Source organism: Methanomethylovorans sp. PtaU1.Bin093, from assembly GCF_002067275.1.
In the GTDB taxonomy this organism is placed as follows: Archaea; Halobacteriota; Methanosarcinia; order Methanosarcinales; family Methanosarcinaceae; genus Methanomethylovorans.
In genome coordinates this window covers 21932-48748 of sequence record NZ_MVQX01000035.1, presented here as the reverse complement: position 1 = coordinate 48748, position 26817 = coordinate 21932, and the positions used below count along the sequence as shown (strand labels likewise).

At 45.7% G+C, this 26817-nt stretch carries 32 protein-coding genes; 12 read left to right on the top strand and 20 right to left on the bottom strand.

From position 1 onward, the window contains the following. Positions 1-18: 18 nt before the first annotated feature. Genes A4E24_RS03675 through A4E24_RS03660 form a run of 4 tightly spaced genes read right to left on the bottom strand, consistent with a single transcriptional unit; the run spans position 19 to position 5329 of the window. Entirely contained in the window at positions 19-1659 is a 1641-nt protein-coding gene (locus A4E24_RS03675; RefSeq protein WP_292351769.1) for a tRNA uridine(34) 5-carboxymethylaminomethyl modification radical SAM/GNAT enzyme Elp3, read from the bottom strand. A 15-nt stretch (positions 1660-1674) separates the two neighbouring features. Continuing rightward, entirely contained in the window at positions 1675-2718 is a 1044-nt protein-coding gene (locus A4E24_RS03670) for an AAA family ATPase (protein WP_292351844.1), read from the bottom strand. Continuing rightward, the gene (locus A4E24_RS03665; protein WP_292351767.1) at positions 2718-4430 is read right to left on the bottom strand and encodes a preprotein translocase subunit SecD; all 1713 of its coding nucleotides are present in this window, start codon (positions 4428-4430) and stop codon (positions 2718-2720) included. Before A4E24_RS03665 ends, A4E24_RS03670 begins: the two co-directional genes overlap by 1 nt. Continuing rightward, positions 4427-5329: a protein translocase subunit SecF gene (locus tag A4E24_RS03660; protein ID WP_292351765.1), complete on the bottom strand. Its 903-nt coding sequence runs from the start codon at positions 5327-5329 to the stop codon at positions 4427-4429. The genes A4E24_RS03665 and A4E24_RS03660 overlap by 4 nt, the downstream gene beginning before the upstream one ends. Positions 5330-5433: 104 nt before the next feature. Here A4E24_RS03660 and A4E24_RS03655 point away from each other — a divergent pair, with 104 nt between their 5' ends. Further along, complete coding sequence (locus A4E24_RS03655; RefSeq protein ID WP_292351764.1) at positions 5434-5895, top strand: cytidine/deoxycytidylate deaminase family protein; 462 nt, start codon at positions 5434-5436, stop codon at positions 5893-5895. Here the strand turns inward: A4E24_RS03655 and A4E24_RS03650 are convergent. The 3 genes from A4E24_RS03650 to A4E24_RS03640 all read right to left on the bottom strand — a co-directional run bounded on the left by A4E24_RS03650 (position 5878) and on the right by A4E24_RS03640 (position 8619). After that, complete coding sequence (locus tag A4E24_RS03650) at positions 5878-6642, bottom strand: coenzyme F420-0:L-glutamate ligase (protein ID WP_292351762.1); 765 nt, start codon at positions 6640-6642, stop codon at positions 5878-5880. The genes A4E24_RS03655 and A4E24_RS03650 overlap by 18 nt on opposite strands. A gap of 200 nt (positions 6643-6842) precedes the next feature. Next, positions 6843-7304 (bottom strand): Hsp20/alpha crystallin family protein, encoded by a 462-nt coding sequence (locus A4E24_RS03645; protein ID WP_292351761.1) that lies wholly within the window; start codon positions 7302-7304, stop codon positions 6843-6845. A gap of 115 nt (positions 7305-7419) precedes the next feature. Beyond that, positions 7420-8619, bottom strand: coding sequence for a cofactor-independent phosphoglycerate mutase (locus A4E24_RS03640; protein ID WP_292351759.1), 1200 nt, complete (start codon positions 8617-8619; stop codon positions 7420-7422). A gap of 103 nt (positions 8620-8722) precedes the next feature. Here A4E24_RS03640 and A4E24_RS03635 point away from each other — a divergent pair, with 103 nt between their 5' ends. From A4E24_RS03635 to A4E24_RS03620, 4 genes are all read left to right on the top strand, one after another. Beyond that, positions 8723-9706, top strand: coding sequence for an S-layer protein domain-containing protein (locus A4E24_RS03635; RefSeq protein ID WP_292351757.1), 984 nt, complete (start codon positions 8723-8725; stop codon positions 9704-9706). Positions 9707-9807: 101 nt separating this feature from the next. Further along, positions 9808-11208, top strand: coding sequence for an aspartate kinase (locus A4E24_RS03630; RefSeq protein WP_292351755.1), 1401 nt, complete (start codon positions 9808-9810; stop codon positions 11206-11208). Further along, entirely contained in the window at positions 11205-12206 is a 1002-nt protein-coding gene (gene purM, locus A4E24_RS03625) for a phosphoribosylformylglycinamidine cyclo-ligase (RefSeq protein WP_292351754.1), read from the top strand. Before A4E24_RS03630 ends, purM begins: the two co-directional genes overlap by 4 nt. A gap of 13 nt (positions 12207-12219) precedes the next feature. Then, complete coding sequence (locus A4E24_RS03620) at positions 12220-12507, top strand: DUF1894 domain-containing protein (RefSeq protein WP_292351752.1); 288 nt, start codon at positions 12220-12222, stop codon at positions 12505-12507. Positions 12508-12509: 2 nt separating this feature from the next. On the opposite strand, the gene A4E24_RS03615 is transcribed toward A4E24_RS03620, so the two are convergent. Then, complete coding sequence (locus tag A4E24_RS03615) at positions 12510-13076, bottom strand: hypothetical protein (protein WP_292351750.1); 567 nt, start codon at positions 13074-13076, stop codon at positions 12510-12512. A 204-nt stretch (positions 13077-13280) separates the two neighbouring features. On the opposite strand from A4E24_RS03615, the gene A4E24_RS03610 reads away from it, so the two are divergent. After that, positions 13281-14324, top strand: a complete 1044-nt coding sequence (locus tag A4E24_RS03610) for a hypothetical protein (RefSeq protein WP_292351748.1) — start codon at positions 13281-13283, stop codon at positions 14322-14324. A gap of 48 nt (positions 14325-14372) precedes the next feature. On the opposite strand, the gene mtrH is transcribed toward A4E24_RS03610, so the two are convergent. Genes mtrH through mtrE form a run of 8 tightly spaced genes read right to left on the bottom strand, consistent with a single transcriptional unit; the run spans position 14373 to position 19337 of the window. Beyond that, positions 14373-15329 (bottom strand): tetrahydromethanopterin S-methyltransferase subunit H, encoded by a 957-nt coding sequence (gene mtrH, locus A4E24_RS03605; RefSeq protein WP_292351746.1) that lies wholly within the window; start codon positions 15327-15329, stop codon positions 14373-14375. A 12-nt stretch (positions 15330-15341) separates the two neighbouring features. Continuing rightward, entirely contained in the window at positions 15342-15572 is a 231-nt protein-coding gene (mtrG, locus tag A4E24_RS03600) for a tetrahydromethanopterin S-methyltransferase subunit MtrG (protein ID WP_292351744.1), read from the bottom strand. Then, on the bottom strand, positions 15572-15805 hold the full coding sequence (locus A4E24_RS03595; RefSeq protein WP_292351742.1) for a tetrahydromethanopterin S-methyltransferase subunit F: 234 nt from the start codon (positions 15803-15805) through the stop codon (positions 15572-15574). Before A4E24_RS03595 ends, mtrG begins: the two co-directional genes overlap by 1 nt. Position 15806: 1 nt before the next feature. Next, positions 15807-16532, bottom strand: a complete 726-nt coding sequence (gene mtrA / locus A4E24_RS03590) for a tetrahydromethanopterin S-methyltransferase subunit A (RefSeq protein WP_292351741.1) — start codon at positions 16530-16532, stop codon at positions 15807-15809. Between the two features lies 1 nt (position 16533). Further along, entirely contained in the window at positions 16534-16857 is a 324-nt protein-coding gene (locus A4E24_RS03585) for a tetrahydromethanopterin S-methyltransferase subunit B (protein ID WP_292351739.1), read from the bottom strand. Next, a complete protein-coding gene (gene mtrC, locus A4E24_RS03580) occupies positions 16854-17681 on the bottom strand; it encodes a tetrahydromethanopterin S-methyltransferase subunit MtrC (RefSeq protein WP_292351737.1) in 828 nt (275 codons plus the stop codon). Before mtrC ends, A4E24_RS03585 begins: the two co-directional genes overlap by 4 nt. Position 17682: 1 nt before the next feature. Next, entirely contained in the window at positions 17683-18426 is a 744-nt protein-coding gene (mtrD, locus tag A4E24_RS03575) for a tetrahydromethanopterin S-methyltransferase subunit D (protein ID WP_394334454.1), read from the bottom strand. A gap of 5 nt (positions 18427-18431) precedes the next feature. Further along, positions 18432-19337, bottom strand: coding sequence for a tetrahydromethanopterin S-methyltransferase subunit E (gene mtrE, locus A4E24_RS03570; protein ID WP_292351733.1), 906 nt, complete (start codon positions 19335-19337; stop codon positions 18432-18434). A gap of 397 nt (positions 19338-19734) precedes the next feature. Here mtrE and A4E24_RS03565 point away from each other — a divergent pair, with 397 nt between their 5' ends. Next, on the top strand, positions 19735-20547 hold the full coding sequence (locus tag A4E24_RS03565) for a sugar phosphate isomerase/epimerase (protein ID WP_292351731.1): 813 nt from the start codon (positions 19735-19737) through the stop codon (positions 20545-20547). Here the strand turns inward: A4E24_RS03565 and A4E24_RS03560 are convergent. After that, complete coding sequence (locus A4E24_RS03560) at positions 20521-20973, bottom strand: universal stress protein (RefSeq protein ID WP_292351728.1); 453 nt, start codon at positions 20971-20973, stop codon at positions 20521-20523. The two genes, A4E24_RS03565 and A4E24_RS03560, sit on opposite strands and share 27 nt — an antisense overlap. Before the next feature lie 92 nt (positions 20974-21065). Here A4E24_RS03560 and A4E24_RS03555 point away from each other — a divergent pair, with 92 nt between their 5' ends. Beyond that, positions 21066-21533: a DUF5806 family protein gene (locus A4E24_RS03555; protein ID WP_292351726.1), complete on the top strand. Its 468-nt coding sequence runs from the start codon at positions 21066-21068 to the stop codon at positions 21531-21533. A 5-nt stretch (positions 21534-21538) separates the two neighbouring features. On the opposite strand, the gene A4E24_RS03550 is transcribed toward A4E24_RS03555, so the two are convergent. Further along, positions 21539-21817 carry a hypothetical protein gene (locus A4E24_RS03550; protein ID WP_292351724.1) on the bottom strand — a complete coding sequence of 93 codons (279 nt, stop codon included), beginning with the start codon at positions 21815-21817 and terminating at the stop codon, positions 21539-21541. Between the two features lie 98 nt (positions 21818-21915). On the opposite strand from A4E24_RS03550, the gene A4E24_RS03545 reads away from it, so the two are divergent. Beyond that, entirely contained in the window at positions 21916-22344 is a 429-nt protein-coding gene (locus tag A4E24_RS03545; RefSeq protein WP_292351722.1) for a hypothetical protein, read from the top strand. A 63-nt stretch (positions 22345-22407) separates the two neighbouring features. Continuing rightward, complete coding sequence (locus A4E24_RS03540) at positions 22408-22692, top strand: signal recognition particle protein Srp19 (RefSeq protein ID WP_292351842.1); 285 nt, start codon at positions 22408-22410, stop codon at positions 22690-22692. Between the two features lie 43 nt (positions 22693-22735). Here A4E24_RS03540 and A4E24_RS03535 read toward each other — a convergent pair whose 3' ends face one another. After that, the gene (locus tag A4E24_RS03535; protein WP_292351720.1) at positions 22736-22909 is read right to left on the bottom strand and encodes a preprotein translocase subunit Sec61beta; all 174 of its coding nucleotides are present in this window, start codon (positions 22907-22909) and stop codon (positions 22736-22738) included. A 93-nt stretch (positions 22910-23002) separates the two neighbouring features. Continuing rightward, positions 23003-24022: an S-methyl-5-thioribose-1-phosphate isomerase gene (locus tag A4E24_RS03530; RefSeq protein ID WP_292351719.1), complete on the bottom strand. Its 1020-nt coding sequence runs from the start codon at positions 24020-24022 to the stop codon at positions 23003-23005. Positions 24023-24234: 212 nt separating this feature from the next. Between A4E24_RS03530 and A4E24_RS03525 the strand changes: the two genes are divergently transcribed. Together A4E24_RS03525 and A4E24_RS03520 are read left to right on the top strand one after the other, a co-directional pair. Then, positions 24235-24891 (top strand): VIT1/CCC1 transporter family protein, encoded by a 657-nt coding sequence (locus A4E24_RS03525; RefSeq protein ID WP_292351717.1) that lies wholly within the window; start codon positions 24235-24237, stop codon positions 24889-24891. Positions 24892-24980: 89 nt separating this feature from the next. Then, the gene (locus A4E24_RS03520; protein ID WP_292351715.1) at positions 24981-26810 is read left to right on the top strand and encodes an HD domain-containing protein; all 1830 of its coding nucleotides are present in this window, start codon (positions 24981-24983) and stop codon (positions 26808-26810) included. Positions 26811-26817 lie beyond the last annotated feature (7 nt).

Genomic DNA, 26817 nt, shown 5'->3' with positions numbered 1-26817 from the left:
CATTGGTAAAAAACGTATCTAAAACCACTTAGACATATATACGCCATCCAACATATAACCCTGTCTGCGATAATATTCCCTTGCCCCAATACCACTTATAACCGATATTTTCTTAAAGCCCGCATCCTTTGTCACTTCTTCTGCACAGTTCAGCAATTCTGCTCCGTATCCTCTGTGCTGCCAATCACACTTTTTTGCATTTTCACCTACCGGGACCATGGACCCATATACATGCAATTCTCTGACCAGAGCTGAATTCTGCAGCTCAAGCCTGTGAGGATCATGAGGGAACCTTAATCTCAGAAAACCTATCAGGATGTCCGATCGTACATCTTCGAAAGATATGAAATGTTCCACTCCACTGCAACAATCGTATTTTTCTACTGTGAGTGTAATGTTCTCAGGATCAGGCATGATCCCTTTAAGAATATTGTGACCTACCTCCCGGCAGCGGATACACCGGCATGAGCCGCCATGTTCTTCCAGCATGCTTTTAGCAAGCTGTCTGATATTACTTTTGCGGGTACCTGCAAGTATCTGATGAGCAGGAATATCCCTCTGTATCCTCTGCAATCTTACCCACTTCGGCAGAAATGCCTTTATCCGGGAGAGCAATTCAACAGCATTTTCATCTGTAAGGGCTTCATATTCTCCATTCTGCCACATTCTCTGAAGTTCCGTTCCCTCTGTGACCAGTGTAGGATATATTTTCAGGTAATCTGGCCTGAACCTGCTATCTCTGAACAGTCTTTTGAAATTACGTACATCTCCTTCAATGTCCATGCCCGGAAGATGTGGCATCATGTGAAAACCCACTTTAAGTGCACTGTCTCTCAGGACCCTGTTAGCTTCTGTCGTATCGGCAACGGTATGCCCGCGATTGATCCTGGAAAGTACGAAATCGTAAGTGCTTTGCACTCCTATCTCAACTTTGGTGGCCCCTAATTTCAACAATATATCTATATGCCCTTCTTTGGCCCAATCTGGCCGTGTCTCAAATGTCATACCCACATTGCGGACCCTTGAGGTTTCATTGGCCTTCTGCACCTCCTCAAGAGGGATGTAAGGGCACTCCTTGCCAATGACATGGGCATGTTCCCGCCATTCCGTACCAAAAAAGTCATTCATGGCTTCAAGACACTTTTTTACGTACCATTCCTGATAGTCCAAAGTGCGAGCTGAGTACGTCCCGCCCATTATGATCAATTCGGCTTTATCTATGTCATGTCCGATCTGTTTTAATTGTTCAAGGCGGGCAGTTGTTATCCTGTAGGGATCGTACTCACATTGGATAGCGCGCATTGTAGAGGGTTCCTGTCCCATATAGCTTTGCGGCGAAGCAAAAGAAGAGGCCGGACCTCCGGGACAGGGAACACATGTTCCATGTGGGCATGGAGCAGGGGAAGTCATCGCTGCTATTACCGCAACACCTGAGATGGTGCGTACAGGCTTTTTCCGCAGGAACTCTCTTACTAAAAGCTGCTCCTCTTCGTTCCCGGAGATGATAATATCTGCATTTGTAGGCAGAGAAGAGAGTTTATGATGTTTGCTTACCAGTTTCTTTGCCTTAACCAGCTGATCAGGGTCCCGTATTTCCCCGCTGAGTACTTTTTCCAGGAGTTCGCGGCAGGCCAGAGTGAATTCACTGTTCTTATCCATAATCACTATTCTGTATCAGTTGCAGAGATCTGCCACCAGAGCTTCAAGTTGTATTCTGTCATTAGCAGCCTGCATCATTTTAAAGTTAGCATCGGCTATCTTAATGGTCCACCTTGCGATCCTGTGTTCAGGTTCTCCAGACCCCACCACGGTCCTGTGAAGACGTTCAAGTATCTCATAACCAGTAAAACCATTATCTATCAACATGCGGTCTATGATCTTCCTGGCCTCCATCATATTGCCGACCGTGGCGGCCTCAAAGAGCGATCTGATCTCACCTACTTCTTCCCTGACAGCAGCATCATATATAGCCTGAGTTCCTATTGGTTCACCATGGGAGAGAATTACTGCTACCTGTAATGTATCAAGTGAAACTGCCACGTTGCCTCGTGAGTGATACAACAATGCCTGTATACCATCCTCAGTGACAGGAAAGCCTTCGTTTTCAGATATACGTTTTATGAAATTGCCCAGTTTTTCATCTGATACATGCCTGAAAAAAAGCTGTAAGCCCCTTGAACGCAGAGGCGCTATCAATCTTGATGGCTGAGTGGTGGAAAGAATGAACCTGCACGTTGCCGTGTATTTTTCCATCATGCGTCTTAATGCATGCTGTGCATTCACATCAAGAGTTTCGGAACTATCTATGAATATGACCTTATAGTCCGAATCTATTGGTGCCACACTTGCATATTCATTGATTATTTCCTTGAAGATGGATATCACACTTTTCTGGATCTTCCTGGGGTCATCGGTACCCAGTATACGTGTGAATCTCTTGTCCCGTATCAGATAACTTTTACCTTTGTCAAAGAAATCGGATGCATTGAAGTAGGTGAAATTCCTTTCGAAACCTTCCCCATACAGTTCGTGCGCCAGAGCAAAGGCAGCAGTGGCTTTTCCGGAATTTGCCGGTCCATACAATAACAAGTGTGGAACATTACGGGACAATGCAAGTCTGTGAAGCGTATTCACAGACTCTTCATTACCTATGATCTCCTCAAGCCTTGAAGGTCTATATTTCACGGTCCAGAGGTCCTTTGTACTTGCTTGCGTTATCAGGCCTGACCCTCGCTTTTACCTTTCAATACTTCGTTTATCAGCTTCCCATAGACCGGCCTTGCTATTACCACGCCTATGAACACACCTATTATGGTGGTAATGGCAAACCCTTTCAGGGACCCGAAACCCATCAATACCAATGGCCCCATGGCAATAACGGTCGTTGCTGCTGCTGCCAGTATTATGCTAAATGCCTTGGTTATCCTGGAAAGGTACACCTTTGTAGGAGGTAATTTGCCTTCATACAATACCTCGTCAGTGATGATCACAAGGTGATCGATGCCTGTACCGATTGCAGCGATGATACCTGCAATACTTGGTAGATCAAGTTGCCAGCCTATCGCAGAGGCGACACCCAATATCATTATCACTTCACTTAAAGAAGTACCTACCATAGGTATAAGTATTTCCTTTTGGTGGTACTTCCTGTACACCACTAAGGCCACTGCCATCAGAGCTATCAACCCTGCGATCACAGATTCTTTCTTAAATTGCGTTCCTAATGCTGCGTCTACATGACCTGCACCCATGATCTCTACGTTGACAGGAAGGGCTCCGGCCCTCAGATGGATCTGAAGTTGCTGTGCCTGTGCCTTACCCTCATCTCCGGTACCTGTGGAGGATTGCCAGGAATAGATCGGACCTATTACCAATTGCTGAGCTGCAGAGTTACTCAGAGGCGCACTGTACACTTCATTGCCGTCGAGTAACATTACCAGATTGTGCTCCATTGGATTGGTGGTAGCCCCTGCCTCGATAGCTGCTTTTTGCAGGGCGAGAGCTCCCGCTTCGTTGAGGGTGAAGGGCGTAGACCACATTCCGTCCTCCTCATTGTAACCAACTATCCCGACACTTTCTATGTCTTCACCATATATCACATGCTTTGTCTCATTGCCTATGGTCTGGATACGTATCTCGAACTTGCCGGGTTTTTCTGCGATCTCCCTTGCAGTTGACAGGTCAATGCCCGCAAAGTCGATGAGGATGTACTCATCACCTACTGTCTTCACAGGTATGTCCTTAAGTCCAAGAGAATTCATCTTTTCACTAAGGATGGTTTTGGTAAGATCACGGGTTTCTGTTCTCACCCCGTCTTTGTATCGCGAGCTGCCATCAGCATTTTTCAGGATGGAACCGCCCACCGCATCCATAAGAGCTTCGATCTGCTGCTCTGTGACAGCAGTCCTTATCTCATATTCCACTCCATCCGTCATGACCATCGGAACGATCTCAGCCTTCAAAGAGTTGGCGAGGTAGGCTTCTATAAGTGTTTCTTTAGATGTGGTTATTTTTACCTGTGTAAGTTCGTTTTGTTTACTGATGGTGTATTCACCCAGTCCCAAAAGGTCCATCTGAGCATTTGTAATGTTGCCCGGAGTCGTGAAAGTGATAGCCTGGGTATGGGTTTGCCCTTGGCCATTGACAGCGGCTGTTGTACCTGTGATTTCGATCGTGTTACTTATTACCGGTTCTACGAGCTTTTTCAGAAGCATATTTGTGTCCGCATCGACCTGTACAAGTGCCCCCTGAAGCTTGACCTGTAACCATGAACCACCCTCCAGGTCCAGTCCATATTTGAGGTTCGTCGTAAATCCATCTGCAGAGCTATATCCGGGATGAATGAAAGCTATCGATCCCAGAAGAGCAATTATGAAGATCATTACCCGTAGATCCCTGAATATGCTCTTAGGTTCTTCATCTTCTCTCATGCTCTTCTCCTCCTTGCCCCTTCTTTTTGAACATACCAGCGCAGAATGGAAACATTCGTCAGCCAGGTATTCATAATATCAGCCAAGAGTCCGAATATGAGTACAATAGAGATATTTGAAAGCAGATTGATCTGAGAAAAGGAAGGTATGATCAAATAAGAATATGTGGTAACGAAATACATTACTATCAGGGCTGCAAGAGTAGTGGTGGTCATTGTTATACCCGTACCCATGGCATTTGTTATATTTTCCTCGACCTCTCCTCTTCTCTTAAGCACCCTGGTAGTAAGCAATATATCGCTGTCCACCGAGTAACCTATAAGCATAAGCAGTGCCGCTACAGTGCCCAAGGAGAGCTCTATACCTGCCACGTTCATAAAAGCCGCTGCGATCATAATATCACAGAAGGCCGACAACACAACAGCAGCAGAGGGGACAAAGGTCCTGAAGATTATGAAAACAACGATAGCCATTCCCAAAAACGAGAAAATGACTGCTTTAATTGCCTGTTTCTGCAGGTCTTTTCCATAGACAGGGCCTATCTGCCGGATCTCCACATTTTCATAAGTATTTGTAACATCTTCAGTGAGGCTAAGCTGCTCTTCACCCGACATCGGACCGAATTGCATGACCGTCCTTGAGCCTGTCTGTCGTACATCTGTTAGAGGATAAGTGGAATATTTTTCTTTAAGTGAATCTGCTGGCGTTTCGGTGGTCAGGGAAACCATCGTGCCGCCTTTGAATTCCATGCCCAGTTTCACCGGTGCTCCTGTCGTAGCTAAGGTGAAGGCAATGATTAATACGGCTATAAGGAAAGTAGCAACAGGCAAGATCAGCAATTGCCGGTCGTTGTGCTTCCTTACGAACGAATCCAGTTGTTCTGTAAGAGATAGACTCATCTTCTGATGCTCCAAGAGTGTAAGGATGATGGAAATCGAGATTTATATTTCGTTTCCAACATACACTACAACTTATATATACTACTTGCTATTTTTATAAGCCGATGAAAGTGAGGCCCGGATTAGACGAATACTTTCTTGAGATAGCTACCGTTGTGGCAAAAAGGTCAACCTGCCTGAGAAATCAGGTCGGTGCCGTGATCGTCAAAGATAAAAGGATACTTTCAACGGGATATAATGGTGCTCCCAGGAACATGGCACATTGTCTCGACATTGGCTGTATCAGACAGCAGAATAATATAGAATCAGGCACACGCCATGAGAAATGCAGGGCAGTGCATGCAGAACAGAATGCTATCATCCAGGCAGCACTGTACGGCGTGAGTATAGATTCGGCAACTCTTTACTGCACACATCAGCCATGCATCCTGTGTGCCAAGATGATCATCAACTCAAATATCAAAAGAGTTGTGTTCCTGCAATCCTATCCTGACAAGGATTCAATTGAGTTCTTTGCTGAGGCCGGGGTGGAATTGGTGAATATGCCTCTATCCTCTGTCCCTTAGATATCTGAGACTTTTTTTGATCAGATCTTCTTCATCAGACCTGTACATTTCCGTTACAGATGCATTATCTTTTGACCTTGATCTAAGACCACGTATGATCACTACAGGATATCCGCCATTACCTTCGCCCATAAGCAGGTTAGCAGCCCCTGCGATCTCATCAGCGACAGCTTCTTCTGTGATCTTAAGTTCTTTCCCGAAAAGATCTTTTTGTCCTCTCCAGTCTTTAAGAGGATGGATGCGATAGACGCCTACAGCAACTCCTGTTTGGCCCCTCTTGAAAGCTCTGCCGTTTGTATCGGTAATTATCACACTGATCTGCGCACCAGTGTAACTCTCGATCCTCTTTCCAATGTATTCAGCGCTTGCATCCGGGTCTGCCGGAAGCTCCAGAAGCATTTCCCCTTCAACATTGGATTCATCGATACCTGCATTGATACATATATGACCGTTCTTCATTTCCACAAGCAATACCGGTGAAGAGATCAGGCATTCCCTGCTCCTTTCCAGAACTGTCTGTATAAACCCGGGAGTGAACCGGGTATTTTTGGAGAATTCTACAGCCTCCGCGCCAGGAACTATACCTTCCAGGGAAAAGGTCCTTCCTTCAGCTTTCCCAACAATAGTGGAAGCTATAATTATAACATCTCCGTCAAGGACATCCGTTCTTTCACAAATGATCTGTGCAAGATCATCCCCTTTTTTGATCAAAGGGATATTTTCCACTGCAAAAGCCTCGAATCTCAAAATTACACCTGATGCTAACAGGTCATTAGGCATAAATAAGCCTATCTACATATAAACAGATGCGGCGATGATGATAGTTACCCCGACTGAGCAAAATATGACGAGGTTATTTCCCTGATGCCGTAATTATAATACTAACCGTAAAAGAGATCCAGGATGTCCATTATATATATGGACGTACCCTGGAACTTATTCACAACTTATTCGATGAGTATCTTCTGCTTTTCCTCTATCTCAGCCTTGGGTATGTTTATGGTCAGAACGCCATCCTCCAGTTTGGCTTTTGCCCCTTCTGCCACAACGTTCGCAGGCAGGCTGAAGGTCCGGGCAAACCGTGAAAAAGCACGTTCACGCATCACATATCCTTCCTTCTCTTCTTCTTTTTCGCGATGCATGTTTGCATTGATGTAGAGCATATTGTTCTTAATATCGATCTCTACATCTTTCTTGTCTACTCCGGGCATGTCCGCCTTTACAACTATTTCTTTTTCCTTATCCTGCACGTCCATCATAGGTGAAAGCGTGTCTAAGGCCTTCATTTCACCCGAAGGCGACAGTTCACTGAATAGCTGGCTCAGGCGTTCCTGCATCCTGCTTATCTCTTCAAAAGGGTCCCATTTAGACATACCTGAAGGTGTCCATCTTGTAAGACCTTGTTTCATATGATCCACTCCTTTGATCATTGGGGTTCCGCTATTCCCCGCATAACCCCAATAAAATGTATTGTTGAACAGCTATATAAATATGACTTTTGTTAAAAAAAGTGGCACTGTAAATTCAGATATGCCTTTTGAGCATGATCTTTACCAGATCTGCAGCATACACAGTTCCATAGGACCCAGCCCTTACATCAACTTCATTGAACGCCCTGGCATTATCCGGATGCTGCTCGTTTGTGGAGTAGATCGCAAATGGTATGGGTTCTGAGGTATGTGTTCTCAAGTGCACAGGGGTCGGATGGTCAGGCATTACCAGGATGGTCACATCTTCGGTCATAGCATTTGCACCATGTAATATAGTGCCAACGACATGCTCATCGAAATCCTCAATGGCCTGGATCTTGGCCTTTGCATCTCCCATGTGTCCTGCCTCATCAGGCGCTTCCACATGCACGACTACGAAATCGTGATCCTTCAGAGCTTGCAGTGCATACTCGGCCTTTCCCTTATAATTGGTATCCAGATAACCTGTTGCTCCGGGCACGTCGATAACATCGAAACCTGCGTATGTCCCTATTCCCTTCACAAGATCTACTGCAGAGATGATAGCTCCTGTCTTACCATACATATCTTTGAACAAAGGGAATGCAGGCGCACCTCCCTGTCCCCATAACCAGATGGAATTACCCGGCTTCTTACCTGCTGCTATCCTTTTAAGGTTCACATGATGTTTCTCAAGGATAGGCATGGAAGCGTCTATCAATTCACACAATATTTTACTGTCCTTGCCTTTTGGCATGTGGTTTTCCTTTTTTTCACCGATCACATCATGAGGTGGAGTGCACGTGGTTTCAGCACCAAAGTTATTCTTTGTTACCATCAGGTGCCTGTAGCTGATACCAGGATAGAAGCTGATCCCGTCCTTACCTAACTCTGCATCTAAGGCTTGTATGAGTTCCCTGGCCTCGTCACTGGAAATGTGTCCGGAACTGTAGTCAGCTATCATTCCGTCCTCTATGGTTATCAGGTTGCATCTGAAGGCCACATCATCAGCATTCAGTCCGATACCCATGCTGGCAGCTTCAAGAGGAGCCCGGCCGGAGTAATACTTTTTAGGGTCATATCCTACGATGGACATGTTCGCAACATCACTTCCCGGATGCATACCTTCCGGAACGGTCTGGGCCAGTCCTGCTTTTCCATGGGCAGCAATATAGTCCATGTTGGGTGTTCTTGCCTTCTGGAGCACAGTACTTCCTCCCAGTTCAGCAATGGGTTCATCCGCCATACCGTCTCCGATCAGTATTACATATTTCATGATACACACCTGGGATCTCAAAACCGACAGACTAATCAACTAATAGAAGAAACAAGCATGCAATCGCATGTAGCGTCCTTTAACTTCTAAGATAGTGGTTCCTATGGGATATATACGTTTTGTGTTCATCTGTGCAATGATAATACTGTTTCTGTTCTCCTTTCCGGTGTATTGCTCGACCGAGGAGAAAGCGATGATCTATTACTCTGAGGAGACTCTGACAGCAGGTGATACTGTACACCTGGAGCAGGGTTATTCTTTCAAGCTTATAGATGCCAGTAAAGACTCGGGAGACATATTGGTACAAGTCTACTACAAAGATGAAGAGATAGAGATCGGTGATTCTTTCGGAGACGAAGATGATCCATTCGAGTACATGATCACCATAGAAGAAAGCGATGAGGACGAAGAAGCGGAAACAGATTATGTTGTGATCAGGATCAGGCCAGTGGATTTTGATGATAAGGATGATGGGGTCCATGTTGAAGTGGAGATCGAACAGTTCCTTGATCCTGAGCAGAAAGATGATGATTTCCTTTTGCTGGATACTTCAAAGTCTGTAAAAGTGGGAGAAAGTCTTTCTCTGGAGGAAGGTTACACTCTGGACGCAAGCGACATGGAAGACGACTCGGTGGTTCTTGAACTGAGCAAGGATGGTAGATCCCTGAAGAAAGAAGAGCTTGAGATCGACGATATATTCAGCTACTCTAAAAGTGTGGATGATAATGTAAGGACCATATTCATAGCAAGAGTGAGTAAATTTTTTGAATCCTCGGACAGTTCAACTGTGATCCTCAAAGATGTTACCCAGAGACCCGACATGGAAGAAGATGATGAAGAGATCTCAGAAAATGGGTCCGATAATAAAATTAATGAGACGCAGCCCCTGATGGCCATACCTGATATCATTGACTCTGATAAGGAGGGGCTGAATAGTTCTGCTACAGAAGACGTGCAAAATTTTCCCTCCTCATCCGTAAACAACGAAAACGGTACCATGACCGATCACGTGAATACTGATAGTTTCATGCCAATACTGTTCATAGTCATCATAGCGATAGGAATTGTGATCTTTAAATTGAGCTAAGGGTAAAAATACAGCGATCTTACTGGAATGGGTTCATAATCTTTATATCGCACCATCTTCTTTATAGTGCAATCCATAACCGCAGAAAATGGGACATGAATATGAGAATCGTAATGAAATTTGGTGGTACTTCGGTAGCAAATGGAGAAAAGATCCGCCATGTTGCTACACTCCTGAAAGGCTTCCATGAAAAAGGTGACGAGCTTATTGCAGTTACATCAGCACTTGGTGGCATTACAGATGGTCTTTTGGGCACAGCAAAAGATGTTTCAAAGAGCGGCAAAGTTTCTCAGGTCAAGGAGTTCATAGCGGACATCACCAAAAAGCATTATGATGCCATACATGCTGCAATTGAAGACGAAGATATTATCTCCGAAACCATAGAGGTAATAGATCAGCGGTTAGATGAACTGGAAAAGGCCCTGATAGGCATATGTTATCTGGGAGAGCTCACGCCGCGTTCCATTGATTATATTTCTTCTTACGGGGAGAGGCTGGCTGCACCCATAGTAAGTGGTTCTATCAGGTCTTTAGGCATTGGTTCTAAATGGCTTACCGGGGGAGAGGCCGGTATTATCACTGATAGCAATTATGGGAACGCACGTCCTCTTGAAAAAAGCTATGAGCTTATCAAGGAAAGATTGTCTCCTTTACTGAACTGTTCAATAGTAACCGTTGTCACTGGTTTCATTGCAGAGGACGAAGCGGGTATCATCAGCACCCTTGGCAGGAGCGGATCCGATTTCTCAGCTTCGATCCTCGGAGCAGCTGTTAAGGCCGATGAGATCTGGTTGTGGAAAGAAGTGCACGGAATAATGACCTCTGATCCAAGAATAGTGCCTGAAGCAAAGTCTTTGCCCCAGATTTCATACATCGAAGCTATGGAGCTGTCCTATTTCGGTGCCAAAGTGTTGCATCCCAGGACAATAGAACCGGCTATAAAACACAGGATACCGGTAAGGGTAAAAAATACTTTTGAACCTGCCTTTGAAGGCACTCTTATAGTGGCTGATCAGGTCCCAAGCCAGGACGTGGTAAAGGCTGTGACCCTCATCAAAGATGTTGCCCTGGTAAATATCTGCGGCGCGGGCATGATGGGTACTATCGGCACAGCTGCCAGGGTATTTACAAGCCTTGCAAATGTGGGTGTCAATATAATCATGATCAGTCAGGCTTCTTCTGAAGCAAATATGTCACTGGTCGTTATGGAGGAACAGCTGGAAACCGCGGTCAATGCCATACGCTCCGAGTTTAACAGAAATGTAGTGGGAGATGTTGTCTATGACCGCGATATATGTGCTGTAGCGGTAGTCGGGGCCGGAATGGATGGCACCCCTGGAGTTGCTGGCAGGGTGTTTGGCATCCTGGGTAAAGAAAAAGTAAACATTATAATGATAAGCCAGGGCTCATCACAGCACAACATATCCTTTGTTGTGAGCTCAAAGGATGCTATTAATGCCGTGAGAGCGTTACATCGTGAATTTACCGAGGGTCATCAATGAGTGAAAAGCATCTCACATATGCAGGATCAGGCGTGGATATCAAACAGGAAGAGAATACTATCAAAGCCCTTACCAGTAAAATGACCTATGTTCGTACGGGCTTGGGTGCTCCACTGACAAATATCGGTCATTATGCAGGTCTGCTTGATTTTGGAGAATATGCCCTTGCGATGACAACGGATGGAGTTGGCTCTAAAGTCCTCATTGCAAACGCAATAAAAAAATGGGATACAGTGGGAATAGACTGTATTGCCATGAATGTCAATGATATACTGGCCATTGGTGCAGAGCCCATAGCTTTTGTAGATTACCTTGCACTTGAATCCCATGACGGATCATTCGCAGCTCAGATAGGAGAGGGATTAAGGAAAGGCGCTGAATTCTCCCGTATGTCCATAGTAGGCGGTGAGACTGCTACTCTCCCGGACATCGTAAAGGGTTTTGACCTTGCAGGCACCTGTCTTGGTGCTGTGAAAAAAGATAAGGTCATCACCGGTGAAAAAGTGCAGGTTGGTGACGTGATCGTAGGCATACCCAGCAGTGGGGTACATAGTAATGGTTATTCCCTGGTGCGCAAGATCGTCGAAGGGTCCGGATATTCTTATGATGATCCTTTCCCTTTCAACGATTCAAGGACCATTGGTGAAGAACTGCTGATCCCCACCAGGATATATATGGAAGTACTTGATGTGATACAGCAATGTGATGTCCATGGTCTGGCCCATATCACCGGAAGCGGCCTCTTAAAGCTTCAAAGGATAACTAACCTCGGGTTTGACATTTCCGACCCCATTGAACCCAACGATATTTTTAAGTTCTTGCAGAGAGAAGGTAATGTGGATGAACTTGAAATGTACAGGACGTTCAATATGGGAATGGGATTTGTAATAATACTGCCCAAAAAAGATGCTGCAAAAGCAGTTGAAATTACCGGCGGGAAGATCGTAGGCAGCATGATCGGGTCCGGTATAAGGGTGAAGGGACTCACAATAGTTTGAAGCGTGTGTTAACATGTCCAGATCATCATGTACAAAAGATATACCCTATGAGATATTAACTAGCGGGGTTACCCTTGCACAGAGTGAGAAATACATAAAGGAGAACTCTGACAGGGTATTCCATGTACCAGGGGGGTATAAAATAAAGGGCATGAAACTTATTGGTTCAGATAAGATCCCAGTAGGTGTAAAGGGCAAGGATCTGATATTCCAGTTCATAAAACCCTGTTTTGGATTATTCGTACTTAAAATAGCAGATGCACAGGAAGAGATCGACAAGCTGCAAAAAGAGTTCTCATGATCTCAGATCTTGCAGCTTGCAGATATTTCCACTATGCGTTGCAGAAAATCTTTTGATGGGAACTCGTGGATGGAACAGGCTATGACCCTGCCTTTACCTGCGTCTTTTACGACCATTATTGGCCGGTAGCTTGAATCCCTCAGGATTACCTTTGCATCTGTACCCATAAAGTAACCGTCGTATTCCACCTCGGTGGTATAGCTGTCGATGGCACAGATCTCTTCGTTCCCTTCCATCCTCTGCACACTTCCAGATCCCTGTTCCTGTATATATTTCAATTCAATGGGCAGCCAGTCATAATCATATTCCGGCACCATTGGTCCGAATATGAGCACTGTTCCTCCATTCTTGAGGAATTTTTCGATCTTGCTCTTGTTCCTCACAACACCCTTGAGAGTTGAAGTATATGCAGGATTGGCAAAACCTGTGGGAAGAACAAGGCATCTGCATGGGGGCAGGAAAGGAGTACCAAGGGATTCAGCTGGTACCCTCTGGCATTTAATCCCGTACTCAATAAACAATTTTTCAAACAACAGGGGTGTTTCCCATAAAAGCATCACATCTGTCATGAAGACAGCATTATTACATTCTGATATTAATCTTTCTAAGTAACTGGTTACATTTAAATAGCAGCAGATGAAACATTGTTATAAGGAAGATATTGGAGAATATCTCCTTGCATGTGAACGGGTGGGGAGTGGGTCCACCCAGTTTTCATTGGTCAGGATTCTGAGATCTGTGCAGCATCAAAAGACCATGATGGAGTGTATGCAATGACCGGTTACAGACAGGTCCAGTGTATAGACCAGGCAGGGTTTGGTATCGAAGCATTCCGAATGATCATACCCAGTGACTGGATATGTTATGGTGGGATCACGTGGGTAAATGACATGCATATGCCTGCATATATTAACTTTGCAGTGGTCAGCCCCGATGGTCTAATGGCATTTGAAGGTTTTCCCATCCTGAAGTTCACGTGGTCGAGCAACCCTATGGCAGTGATGAACCAGCAGTTCTGGCAGAGCCAGAGTACAAAGGTTGCTGCACCCATGCAACCGGATGAAGCGCTTCTTAAATACATAATATCTCCTTTCAGGCAAAAGATGCAGCCTTACAGACTAGTTCTCAGAGGTCCGGTACATCCTGATGATCCGATGGTTGCAGATGCTTCGGCACCCCGTATGCCAGCAGCCAGCTTGAGGTTTGGAAAAGTACGGATAGCCTATGAAATTGCGAAAAATCCTATTGAAGAGGAATTCTATGCCGGGGTCTTATACGAACAGGTTCCGATGATGGCCGGAGATCTCATTCTCTGGCATATGCAGACCGGATCTATTCGTGCCCCCCAGGGGCATCTTGACGAGAATCTGCCCCTTTTCAGAACGATGAAGACTTCTCTTCGGCCAAATGAGGTATGGGTCCGGCAGTTAACGGACCTGATAACCGGGTCTTATCAGCAGCAGATCGCAAATATCCGGAAGATAGGTGTTTTTTCAAGACAATACAGCCAGATGCAGGACCATTTAAGACAGCAGAGAATGCGTAGCTGGGAAGAGTCAAATAAGCGATTCGAGGCTGACAGGGCAGCATATAATGCACAGATCGATCGGGAAAGCCCTTCTGAAAGGTTCAGCCGTGAAGCCATCCTTGGTCTTGAAAGACGCTGGGACCCTTATGAAGAAAAGGAGATCGATGTTGAGGGTGGACATGTGGATGTCTGGACAAATGCCCTGGGTGACAGGATACTATCTGACAGTTACAATTACAATCCGAATGAACATCTTATGGGTAACTGGAAGAGAATGGATTCACTTTGAGTAGGTGTTCAAAGAATTAAGTTAAAAAAAGGATGAAAACTGGTATAATTATACCAGTTTGAATATGGGATGGTTGGGGTCCTTGACCTCAAGACCGAGTTCCTTTGCAGTTTCAGCCAGCATGATGTCTACCATGGCTGTTGCAGGGAACACTTTGTCAGTGTTCTCGATAGGGCCGAAAAGCTGGAAGTTTGATCCAAGTACCTGTGGCACAAGGTTTGTACCTATATCTGCTGGCATGTAGATTGCCTGCTTCTCTTCCTTTGTCTCGAACTTCTTCTTGTAGTTTTTCATCCAGTCCCATGCAGATGCCATGTTGTGGTATCCACCGCCCACAGGCAGTCCGAGGTGTCCCTTGATAGCTACGACAGCTCTCATGGATGCACCGGAACCTGCTCCCAGTGGCGTTGCTGCCACATCGATCAATGGCTTTGTGATCCCACATTCCTTTGCTATCTCAAGCATGCCTTTTGACTGGCCTGTACCGCCTGTCTCAAGAATCTCAAGCTTTCCCTTGACGCTTGGATCGGTTGCATTGAATGCAAGGACAATGGAACAATTGATGTCACTTTCCCTTACTGCTTCCATCTCGTCCGGGTGGATACTTGCATTGATGGAGTTGTAGATCGCCCTGTCGGCTACACCTATCTCCGTAACGTGTTTTGCAGCCGCTGCACGAACATCTCCTGCTGAGGAGTCGATGAGGAATGGGGTCTTATCATCGAGCTCAACGAACCAGTCGATGTATTTCCTGATAGCTTCAGGGGTTTCTCCCACGATCTGGTTGACGTAGGGGTTACCTGTGGTCGCACCCATCTCCTGGATGTTGTGCCACAGTTTTTCGGCAGCTGCCTTATCAAATATGCCTTTATCTTCATCGGACACGATCTTGTGCCTTGCATAGAACATCGTACCTACAAGTACTGTGGGGTATTCTCCTGGCTGGCCACCGAACTTGACGTTGCCTACCTCGTATACCTCTTGCTTTTTATCAAATCTGAACATTTGTACACCTCTTTATCCAAATAACCACGGTTTTATTGACAGGTAAACAAGGAATATTAGTATTCCAGCAACGGCTCCATACAGTATTCCAATGTCCCTTCCAACTTTCTTTCCTATCCTCTGTGCAACTTCACTGTGGACGAACTCTATCTTCTCGTCTATCTTGTTAAGCCTCGCCAGCACTTCAGCAAAATCCGCAGGGTCTGTGACAACGCTTGGTATTCTATCGCTTCTGTCTGTCATTAGTAAATCACCTGCCAGATGATCAATGGAATAACTACTGTCATAAGGATGGCAAATATAAAGCCAGCGGCAAAACCAACTATCCCTGCTGCGCTCACACCGGAATCAAGCTTTTGGTTCCTTGCAATAAGCTGCGCACGGGCCCTTATGTCTGCTACAACATTATCTATTGGTCCCATCTGAGGTGTGATCACCATAGGAACCCCTTTATCGTATTCCAACTGTTCAGCCATTTTAGTTACCTCCCAGCAGCAGACCGAGTATTGTCAGGGTAATACCCATACCGATCATTATACCTTCTACCTTGCCGGCATGCACACCTGCGTGGAACTTGTTGAGGTTACCGATACCCATCATCTCTCTGTTGATGGCAAGTATACGGCTCCTTACAGTAGCCAGCTCTGCAGCCATTGGCTTCAGGCCGCCTGCCTCTTCTTTCTCTTCTCCGCCTGCTTCTCCTATCTGAAGGAGCATAGGCTCAGCGTCATAGGCTCCAGGGTCCTTTGCAGCGTATTCCTTGATCTTTGCTACTATCGCACTGACATCTTCCGTTCCTATGAAGTTGACACATTCGACCTGCTTCTGGAACCTTTCTATCGCTTCTGCTGTCAGGTTCTCTATATATGGAATAGCACCTACAGCTCCAACGATCCTGTTATCTTTGACACCGTTCTGGTGCATCTTCAGCATTGCATCGCCGGTAACGTGTCCTTTGACCTCGGAACCAGTTACAATGAGATATCTTATGTTGGGGTTGGAGATTATATGTACAACTACCTTCTCTATACCCAGGTTCTCTGTCTTACAGGGACCAGTGATACAGGCTCCTGCATCAAGCTGAGGACCACCGGGAAGGTGTGAACCCAGGGTGATGACAGCAACACAGTTCTTTACATCTCCAACTTCATATTCACCTTTAAGTACGGGCCACTGTGGTGCTGGTTCTCTCTTATCTACCATCTCACATCACTCCCATAGTTCTTAGCACATACATTACGATCAGCAGCAGACCTGCCACTCCAAGACCTACGACTATTCCATAGAACGAATTTCCGTATATACCGGCAATGTAGGATGTGTGCTCACGGCCGGGGAATGCGTTCATAAGCTGTCTGTCAGGTGCAAGGGAGTTCACCAGATCATCTGCTATCATATCAAGCTCATCAAGCTTTGCCAGTATAGGGTCCATTGAATACTGGATAATGTCAGGGCGTTCCTCTGCCAGTAAAGAGGTCAATGGATCAAGCACCAGGTGTGCTTCAGGTGCAACGTGTACCATGCTCATTCTAACTCCTCCTCAGATGGCAACAGTCCTGTTCCAACTACTTTGAAGGCATCTCTCTTTACCCGTGCATAGAAACCGGTAAAACCATAATACCATAGGAATATACCTATAAGGACGGTAACCATACCAACAGATGCATTTTGTACGGACAATGCCACTATGCCTGCTATGATCATTGCAATAGCACCCTTCTCCAATGCATTGTAAAGAGTACGGTCCTGCTTTTCATCCGGGCCGAGATTTGCGTTGAACGGGTGCAGAAGAGCCATACCGCCTGCAATGAAGATCACTGCAATGTATCCTGTGGTAATGACATCTTCAAGTACTACGTCGAACAGGAATGTGCCTGTCATTGCAACAGAAAGACCAATGATTAGTATCGTCCCAGATGCGGCTATCTCTGTCATGGACTGCTCCATCACGGGGATGTTCATTCTCAGCACCTTGTTGGCAAAGATACCGATCAACAGACCGATAATGGATGCTACTACAAGCGCTATCAAAGGACCGGCTATCGCAAGACCAAAACCTTCGGCCACTGCAAGTCCGAACATGGCTGCAACGACACCCATACCCAGGGCCAGCATTCCTATGGAAGGCACGCCGGTACCAAGACCATAGCTTGCCACTCTTCTTACTGCCGCAGCACCCCATATAGTAGCACATATAGCACCCAGGGCACCCATAAAAGAGAAAACCCCTCCAGCTACATTGCTCAGGAAAAACGCTGCATATATTCCTATAAGGCCTCCGATTATACCAAAGGCTATTAGCTGATTCTGTGGGATAGCTGCATGAGCTTCCCCGCTTCCTCCGGCTGACATCTTACATACCTCCTAATGTGACAACTGCCAGGATAGCACAAAGGAAGGTAACCACAAGTGAGGTGATCGCAGCCCTTGGCCATCTCTTGAACTTCGGGTCATGGAAACCTTCGATGGTTCCACCAATGTTGTATGATGGGATAACTGCGTTCATGAAGAATATACCCACTGCGAAAATACTGGCAAGTCCTACCAGTTCATGACCAGTTGTGCTCATGATATCCTTAACTGTCAATCCTGAAGCAACTTCTCCGATCTTCAGCAGTGCATAATAAACGAGACCTCCGCCAAGTCCACCGAGCCCGGCTCCGATAACACCGCTTACGAACGAAACGGTTGGGATAGCATGGCCTTCAGTACCCTGGGATATGTAGAGGTCCTGTCTGTCCTTGGTTATGGGGTCGTATTTTACCTTTGCTGATGCAGCAGGACAGCCGACACCATAGAAGTAGACCCAGTTACCTACTATCATGGTTACTGCTATCATTATCATACCGCCCACAGTTCCTGAGGCCAGCACCAGTCCAATATTGTCAGTAACGCCCATCATCGCGCCTGCTGTTACCAGGCCGGTAAGACCTGCTCCGGCTGCCAATTGGACGGTACCTGTTCCTATACCGCAGGCCTGGGCCATTGCCGCCGGCGCGCCGCCCACAGGCACGAAGTGCACGCTAACAGATACAAGGACACCACCGAGGGTGATAAGCAACACATATATTATGTTCTCTGCAATTAATCCTGCTATGTCGATCATGCTGCTTCCTCTTTATCTTCTTTGTACGGACCGAATTCTTTCCTTGCGCTGACTTCCATTTTCCTGTTATATATGATCATAACGAGTATGATGAGAGCCCCTGCTATAACAGATTCCCATCCCGCTGCTGGACCTTTCGATGGATCGAAAACAGTAGTGATCCATCCACTAAGGAACACGGTCATACCAAAGGCGATACCTGTCACAGGTCCACCGAACTTGGCACAGAACCAGGAGTTGTCCATGCTGCTCCTAAGTCCGGACTCTGCCTTCCTTACGATCTTACCGGAGTTTGCGGTGTTAAGGCCGGAACCAAACTCCACATCCTGGAACTCACGTTCTGCGCCATAATGCACATCACCTGTGGATGAGCCGATAGCACCAACTGTGATACCCCATATGAACGCCAGTAGCGGAAGCGGAAAAGGATGAGCAAAAACAGTTACCATTATATAAGATACTACAAGAATAGTGAATGTTGTTATGAACGAATATCCCATTATCGGGGGAGTGTGCGACCGAAGCACATCAAGATACACCATCTGTTTGAATCGTTTCTGACTTGAACATCTGCCCATGTATGCAGTTGTTGCGTATGTTCCGTGTACCATGGCTGCGACCAGTGATCCTATGGTCAGTGCAAGCACTACGGAAACATTGAAGTTCAACATAACATAAGCTACAGTTCCACCAATGGTACACATGAGAGCGTTCGATGGTGGTTCTCCAGAAATGGCTTTGTTATAGATCCTGTGTGGATACGACATCTGGGGGGCAAGTTGCACTTGTGAGTTAGGGTTGCTCTGAGATCCGATATCGGATTCCAGGTCCTCGGATGCACCTGCTATTGTGGCAGCAGCACCCATAAGTGCCAACGCGCCCATACCTATGAGCGGGTCCATATATTTTCCTCCTACATATTTGTCTTCTGATTTGAATTAATTCTATTATCTGGATAATATTAGTCCATCATAGTAAAGTGGCATTAATGATGGTAGTATATTACCATTCGCTGAAATTGAATATACTGTGTCGTTATAAACCTTTCGAAGAAAAACCCGCATTGCATAGGCATATTTTCATATTTATTTTTTTATAATTTTCGCTATTGTAGGAACATTAAATCCTACAGTAGAGTTTAAATAATACTATGCGCTTTCGCCTGAACCTTTCAGGGTTTTAAATATTTAAAAATATAGAATTGAAAAACTTCACTTGGCCTTATATTATACTCAAACCTCAAGTCCGGCATCATAGCGACCAAAAATCTCTTATTTTGAAGCTGTTTCCTGATAGTATATGATGATTGGAGCATCTTCCTTTGCAGGTTCCCTGTCTGAGCTGTCACATGAAGTGAGATCAGTGGAACTGTATATGCCTAAGCTGCATGTCTATAACGGCCGAAGTCTGGACCGTGGTGTGCTGGCAACTATCCTTGATGAGCTCTCCACTTTGGATCTCATTACCTCCATACACGCTCCTTACTCTGCTTACTCTCCTACATATCCAAAAGAACTGCGTGTTGATACTTCCAATATGGGGCAAGGGGATCTCAGGCTCATGGGTGAATCGATCGAGCTTGCAGCCACCCTGGGCTCAAAAGCAGTTGTACTGCATCCCGGCAGGATCAATAGTGACCGTGAAACTTCCTTCAGGAACATGGTATCCAACCTGAAGCAACTTGCGGCACAGGCAGCTGATCTCGGGGTGATGCTTGGGCTTGAAAATAAGGAAGGTACAGATCCTACGAACCTTTGCTGCCTCGCAGAAGAACTTGTGGCAGCTGTGGAAGCTGTGAACTCGGATGATCTGAAGATCACGCTGGATATCGGACACGCAAACCTTACCTGCGGGGGAGACCCAGACAAATTGAGGACATTTGTCAGAACCGTTTCATCCCATGTAGTACATATGCACATGCATGACAATGGGGGTAAGTGGACCAGTACTTATGACGGGGATGAGCACCTTGCTCCGGGCAGAGGCAATATAGACTATACCGTATTAAAAGAGATCCATAATTATAGAGGTATCTACAACCTTGAGGTGTTCTCCATGTCGGATGTGCGTTCAGGTAAAGCTACATTAATGCAGTGTCTGGGCAAGGACTGAGCTTTTCTCGGTCTGTGAAAGCGTGTAGTTAGGTGGTACCACCAATACCAGCCTTTCTGAAAGTTCCAGTACCTTGGCAGTTACGGAGCCCATTATTTTCTTTAAACCATTTTTACCCTGGTTCCCCATAACGATCAGGTCAACTTCATAGCGATTTGCCACATTGACTATTTGTGCAGGCGCATTCCCTTCTTCCACGACTTTCTTTATTCTGGAACTGTCAAACCCTATCTCGACCAGTATATTTTCGATAGTTGATAAAATAATGTCAGCTCCCTCTTTCTGCCATGATTTCATGCCCATACCCTTATCTGCAAGTACATGAAGGACTATGAACTCCGTCTCCTCATTTCCGATCTTTTTGGTGATCCGTGCAGCATTTTCTGAATATATCGAGCCATCAGTGGGTAGTAAGACCTTCATCATACCTTCATTAGAGTTAAATATATTAAAGTGCTTTGAATTGGTATTGTAATATACTGGCTGCAATACATATTTGGACTTTCAGGTGAAATACCATGAAGTATCAGAAGTTCAGGAAAATGGATAGCAAAAAATACCTTGATGTCACACGGTTCCTGAAAAAGACAACACATCTCACTGCAAGGGAATGGGTGATAGCTCACCTCTGCGCAGACTTTAAAGATGCTTCTAACCGTTCCGAGATGACGTGGATAGGCTCTAATCTTAAGGAACTTGTTCCCTTTATGGACGAGGAGTACACACGTCAGGAAGTTTCAAACGCAAGAGCATCGTTCAAGAAAAAAGTTCAGCGCAGTGGAACTACCTTTTTTTATGCCTATTATGCAGGTCTCATCACACAGGAAGAAATGATAGGCATGATACATAAGATGGTACAGGATATGAAGAAGCTCATTGAAACGGAAGGTGGCGAGATCCCGGCAGAGCATGCGACCGAAGTGCAGATGCTTGTGGCAGACGTGCTCAGGAGGATCAATGAATCGATGGAAGAGGATTATTATTAAAAAGTTCAATTCTTCTTTTCTAAATTCTTCTTTTCCATGTACCTTTCGTAATAAGCAAGCATATGCTTTTCAATGCGCCTCAGGTAATGGGCCTGTACCTTTGAGATATAAAGCTTATTGGGTCCGATCTGCATTACAATATCCGAACCCTTCGGACCTTTCATCTCAACTGGCACTATCACAGGCCCTCCGCATGTGGTGCATAATCTGAGGTCTCCTTTATGTTCCAGTATGAAAGCTTTGACCTCAGGGTCAATATCCAAGTTTCTTTGAGTTTTTTCCATGTGTAGCTTGCATTAAGCAGCAACTATATGTATTTTGCTGCAACCTGTCCAAGCACATACTTAAATACACGGACATGGAATTTTATAATGTAGATATTATGACCAGAGTTATGATATCATTGCTGTTGATCTCAGCCATATATCTTTGCGGTTGTATCGAGAAAGAAGAGGAAGAAATTCCAGTATTTACTGATCCTGGTTACCCGAACACTTATTTTGCCCATCCGGTCCTGGGCTGGCACCTTAATAAGACAGCCCATATATATGAAACTCAGGGAGAGCCAGCTGCTTTCCTGTATTATACTTCGGACCCTCTTCTGAGCACAAGGGACGGTAATCTGAGATTAAGGGTCCGTACACTTGAAAATGATCCCGTCAACCTTGAGACCTTAAGAGGGCTTGGCATAGATATACTCACGGTTTCTGCAGATGGCACCATTATCGTGTGTTATGCCCCCATCAGCAGTCTGCAGGACCTGGGAACTCTTGACTTCGTGAAAGATGTAAGTTCTGAGAAGCAGGAGTGAACCATCAAAACGGATCATCAGGGAATTTTAAATCAGATGAAGTATTAACTAAAGCCCATGTTGATGCGCGATAGGAACAAACTGGTCATATGGCCAGCCTATATAGATAAGAACAGATCGAGAAGTCAGGGGCGTATTATTTCAAAAAAATCGTCTGTTGGCGAGCCTACCCTTGCTGAGATCGAAAAAGCGGCATTGAAGCTTGGTATGAACCCTGAGGTCGAAAAAGATAGGTCCTATCCCCGGTCATGGTGGGAAAAGAGTGGCAGGGTTCTTATCGATAATACCGCTCCGAAAACCCAGCTCTCAAGAAAAATAGCTGCAGCCATTAAAGAAATACGCTCATAATAACGGAAAGACCCATCTGAAAAAGAAACAATGAAATAAGAATTCATGGCCAAAGGCCATACATGGCATTGAGCATCAGGACAGCAAAGCCTATCACTGCACCAAAAGCCAATACAGCCTTTGGATCTACATGAATTGCTTTCTTGTCCGCTTCATAATAACGCATCAGCCCGGCTGATGACATCAACCCGCTGCCACTTGAACTTTTCTTAGACATATTTTCTCCTGATGGTAAATAAGCTATATTTGTATTAGTGCTTTATGCTGTGAATTGTATTCAACCATTTAAAGCCTTATGGTGTTCATCTGATCATATGAACAATTCATCCAGCAGGAATGGTGGATAATATACACCTTTCTCTGTGATAAGGGCAGTGATGTTCTCCATAGGTGTTGCGTCGAATGCCGGATTGTACACCTTTGCATCTTTGGGAGCTATTGCTTTTCCATTAAAGGAACGCAACTCATCTTCGTTCCTCAGTTCGATAGGTACGGTTTCTTCCCATCCTTCAAGATCAAAGGTGGACAAGGGCGCAGCTACGTAGAAGGGTATCTCGTGCTCCTTTGCAAGCACGGAGTGGGTATATGTCCCAATCTTGTTAAAGACCACGTCGCCTGTTATCCTGTCAGCCCCCACTATGACCTTGTTAATGACTCCTTTTCTCATCAAGTGGCCTGACATAGAATCCGCTATAAGGGTGACAGGGATATTATCCTGCATCAGCTCCCAGGCAGTGATCCTGCTTCCCTGGTTAAGTGGCCGCGTCTCGCATGCTACCACCTGTATTTGCTTACCGTCTTCAACTGCCGAACGTATCACGCCAAGAGCTGTACCCCAGTCCACACAGGCCATCCTGCCGGCATTGCAGTGAGTAAGCACCACATCGCCATCTTCCAGCAATCTGGCACCATGTTCCCCTATTTTTCTGTTCTTGACCACATCTTCGTCCGCCATCCTTTTTGCCTCCGAGAGCGCCACATTCTTTATTCCTTTCAGGTCATACGCATCGTTGATGGCATGCAATATCCTGTCAACCCCCCATGCAAGATTAACGGCAGTGGGTCTTGTAGCCTTTATGGTCTTTGCCGCGACCTGCATGTCCTTTAACAACGCATCCATGTCCTTGGCACTACTAAGCCTGGCTGCAAGAGCCATGCCATATCCGCCTGCAGCCCCGAGAGCCGGAGCTCCGCGCACCCTGAGTGACATGATGGCCTCACACAGGGATGCGAGAGTCGTACATTCTATCACTTTGTATTCTGACGGAAGCAGGGTCTGATCGATCATTACTATTGAGTTTGATTCATCGTTCCAGTCTATGGTCCTCATGGTATCTGCTTTGTAAAGGTGCAAAGGAGGATAAAAATGTGAAGGTTGGCGTATTGGTCGGTAAGTCCGAAGATCGTGCCAGTAAGTCACATGTGGGGTCTGTTTCTTGTAGTCGAATATTCTTCCTCGGAAGTTTATTCCTTTTTTATCTTATCTCAAATAATAAATATATTAAATCTCTTAACAAATGGTCAATCACCTGAGGAGAAAATATGCATCTTTCCAGCTATATTGGCAAGTACTGGACCGGAGCAGAGGTTATCTATGCAGTGATTATCGCAATGACCTTTACCAGTGTCCTGCGGACCTACATTGCCATACCTGGGGGTTCATACTTCCCTATGATATATTCTGCGCTTTTGTGTTGCATTGCATGGGGGATAGCTGATGGTTCTTTCTATATATGGGAGAGAAATCACAATCTCGGAATAGAGAACGATATAATAGATATATGCAAGTCCGACCGGAAAGGAAAGGCTGCACTCCCTCTGATCAGCGAACAGCTTGAAAATACCATTATTAGTAACATTTCTGAAGAAAAGAGGCTTGAACTATACAGGGATCTTATATTGCATCTTGCAGCAACCGGAAAAAAAGAAACAGTATCTACCCGGGATGCACTGTATATGATCTTGGGCACATCCCTGATATCCACAGCCTCAGGGGTCATAGTTGTCCTGCCGTTCTTTCTGTCCGACAAGCTGATCCATGCACTTGCAATGTCCAATCTGCTGGGAATATTGCTATTGTTCATCACCGGCTACTACAGAACATACGAAAAGGACCTTTACGGCAAGGTGAGATCAGGCTTTGGCACTACGGTCATAGGCATGTCGATAGCAGCGATAACGATCTTATTGGGCGGTTAGGGGTATAAAGTGGCTGATAAGACATGATAAGGCATTTAAGATCGCATTTCCCTTCCCATTTATATATCCTCTTCTCCTAATATCATCCAATGCAAAAACCCCTCATAATACATGACCCTGTGCACAAGACCATCATCCTTGATGAGTTCGAGCAGATGCTTCTGAACACGCGTCATGTCCAAAGGCTTAGGAACATACAACAACTTGGGTTAGTTGACCATGTCTATCCCGGTGCCAATCACACCCGTTTCGAGCACAGCATCGGCACCATGCATATGGCATCCGTCATCGGCCAGTCGCTTTCCCTTGAGGAAGAGGATATACGCAGGATAAGGATCGCGGGACTCTTACATGATGTGGGTCACTCGGCATTCTCCCATGCGGTCGAGAGCGTGCTCAAGCGCAATCCTCAATTACAGCCAGTGATCGAAGACAGGAAGTTCATAAGGCACGAAGCCTTCTCAAGGGCCATCATAAGGATGCTGCCACAGGACAATTTCATTGCAAGGTATACGGAGTCGGAATTTGGTACAGATCCTTTTTATTTCTTTGATGAGATCGCAAATATTGCCACAGGTGAAGCATGTGCCATATCAAAGCCTTACCTCGCCCAGATAATAGCAGGTGACGTGGATGCTGACAGAATAGATTTCCTCCTGAGGGATTCCTACCATACAGGCGTATCCTTCGGACTCATCGATGTTGACCAGATAATCGACAGCCTCATCATCAAGGGCGGGAATGTCGTGTTGGGAAGTCCGGAAGGCTCGGACTATGGTAATGAAATGGCACTCACAGCTGCAGAATCCATGTTAATATCCCGAGCTCATCATTATACTGCTGTCATACACAATCCAAAGACCCAGGCCGCCAGGGTGATGCTGCTCTACGCCCTTGAGGATGCACTTGAGCGTTTCAGAAATGTATCCGGCACAGAAGCTGCAAAGGACGAGGTAATTCGCTTTTTCACCGAATACAATGACAACGATCTGCTAGTTTTCATCAGGTCACATGCAGCCGAAAGATCTCTCCGGCTACTTGATGACCTCCGGGATGGCAGGTTATATGTATCTGTTGCAAGGTTCAGCCAGAAGATGCTCAGGCCTTCCACAAGGATGGCACTTGCAACCATTGCCCGCCACGGTGTGGCTAAGATGAAATTCGAATCACGTCTTGCCCGGGAACTGGGGGATGTGCTGGCAGACCTGGATGTAGCATCGGGCGTTCCCAAAAGCATGAGAGTATTGATAGGTGATGAAGAAAGCTTCTTCTATGATGAATCAGCCCTGGCCAATGGACTTGTCAGATCTATCTCAAGACAGCTTTCACTTACGACATTTGCACATCCCGATGCTGTAGCAGGGATAGATGGAACAGTGGTTTCCTCTCAGATGCATAAAATCGTGGATGAACTATCCCCCAGGCTTCTGGGCTTTATCCGTGCGGAGCAGTATCTTCCCATAGAAGGCATAATACTGCTTTTCTATGCAATATACAATATCTTTAAGAAGGAAGAAGCTGGTTTCATCTCAGTGCCACGGCTCAGGCATATTACCTGGCTGTACCGTACCATACTTCAGTTCAGCGATCATGCTTCGCTGAAGAACCTTTTCGAGTATGATTTCCATGAAAGATATGGGTTCCCATATAGTGACAAAGCCTTCGAGGACATACAGGTGCTTGTTGCTATGGGCATAGTAGATGAGGATCTGAGATACTATGAAAAGAATGGCAGGTACAGACAGAGATACGAGTACGTGCTCACGCATGAAGGTGCGGAATATGCGCGCAAGATCGCAGGGTCTTATGCTTCGGAGTTCAAGCAGATAGAAAGCTATGTAATGATAAATAAACACTCTATTCCCAAGGACATGGTGACCATGTCCATGGCAAGATATGCGCCTTCAAAACAGGTCTAGGAGCTAT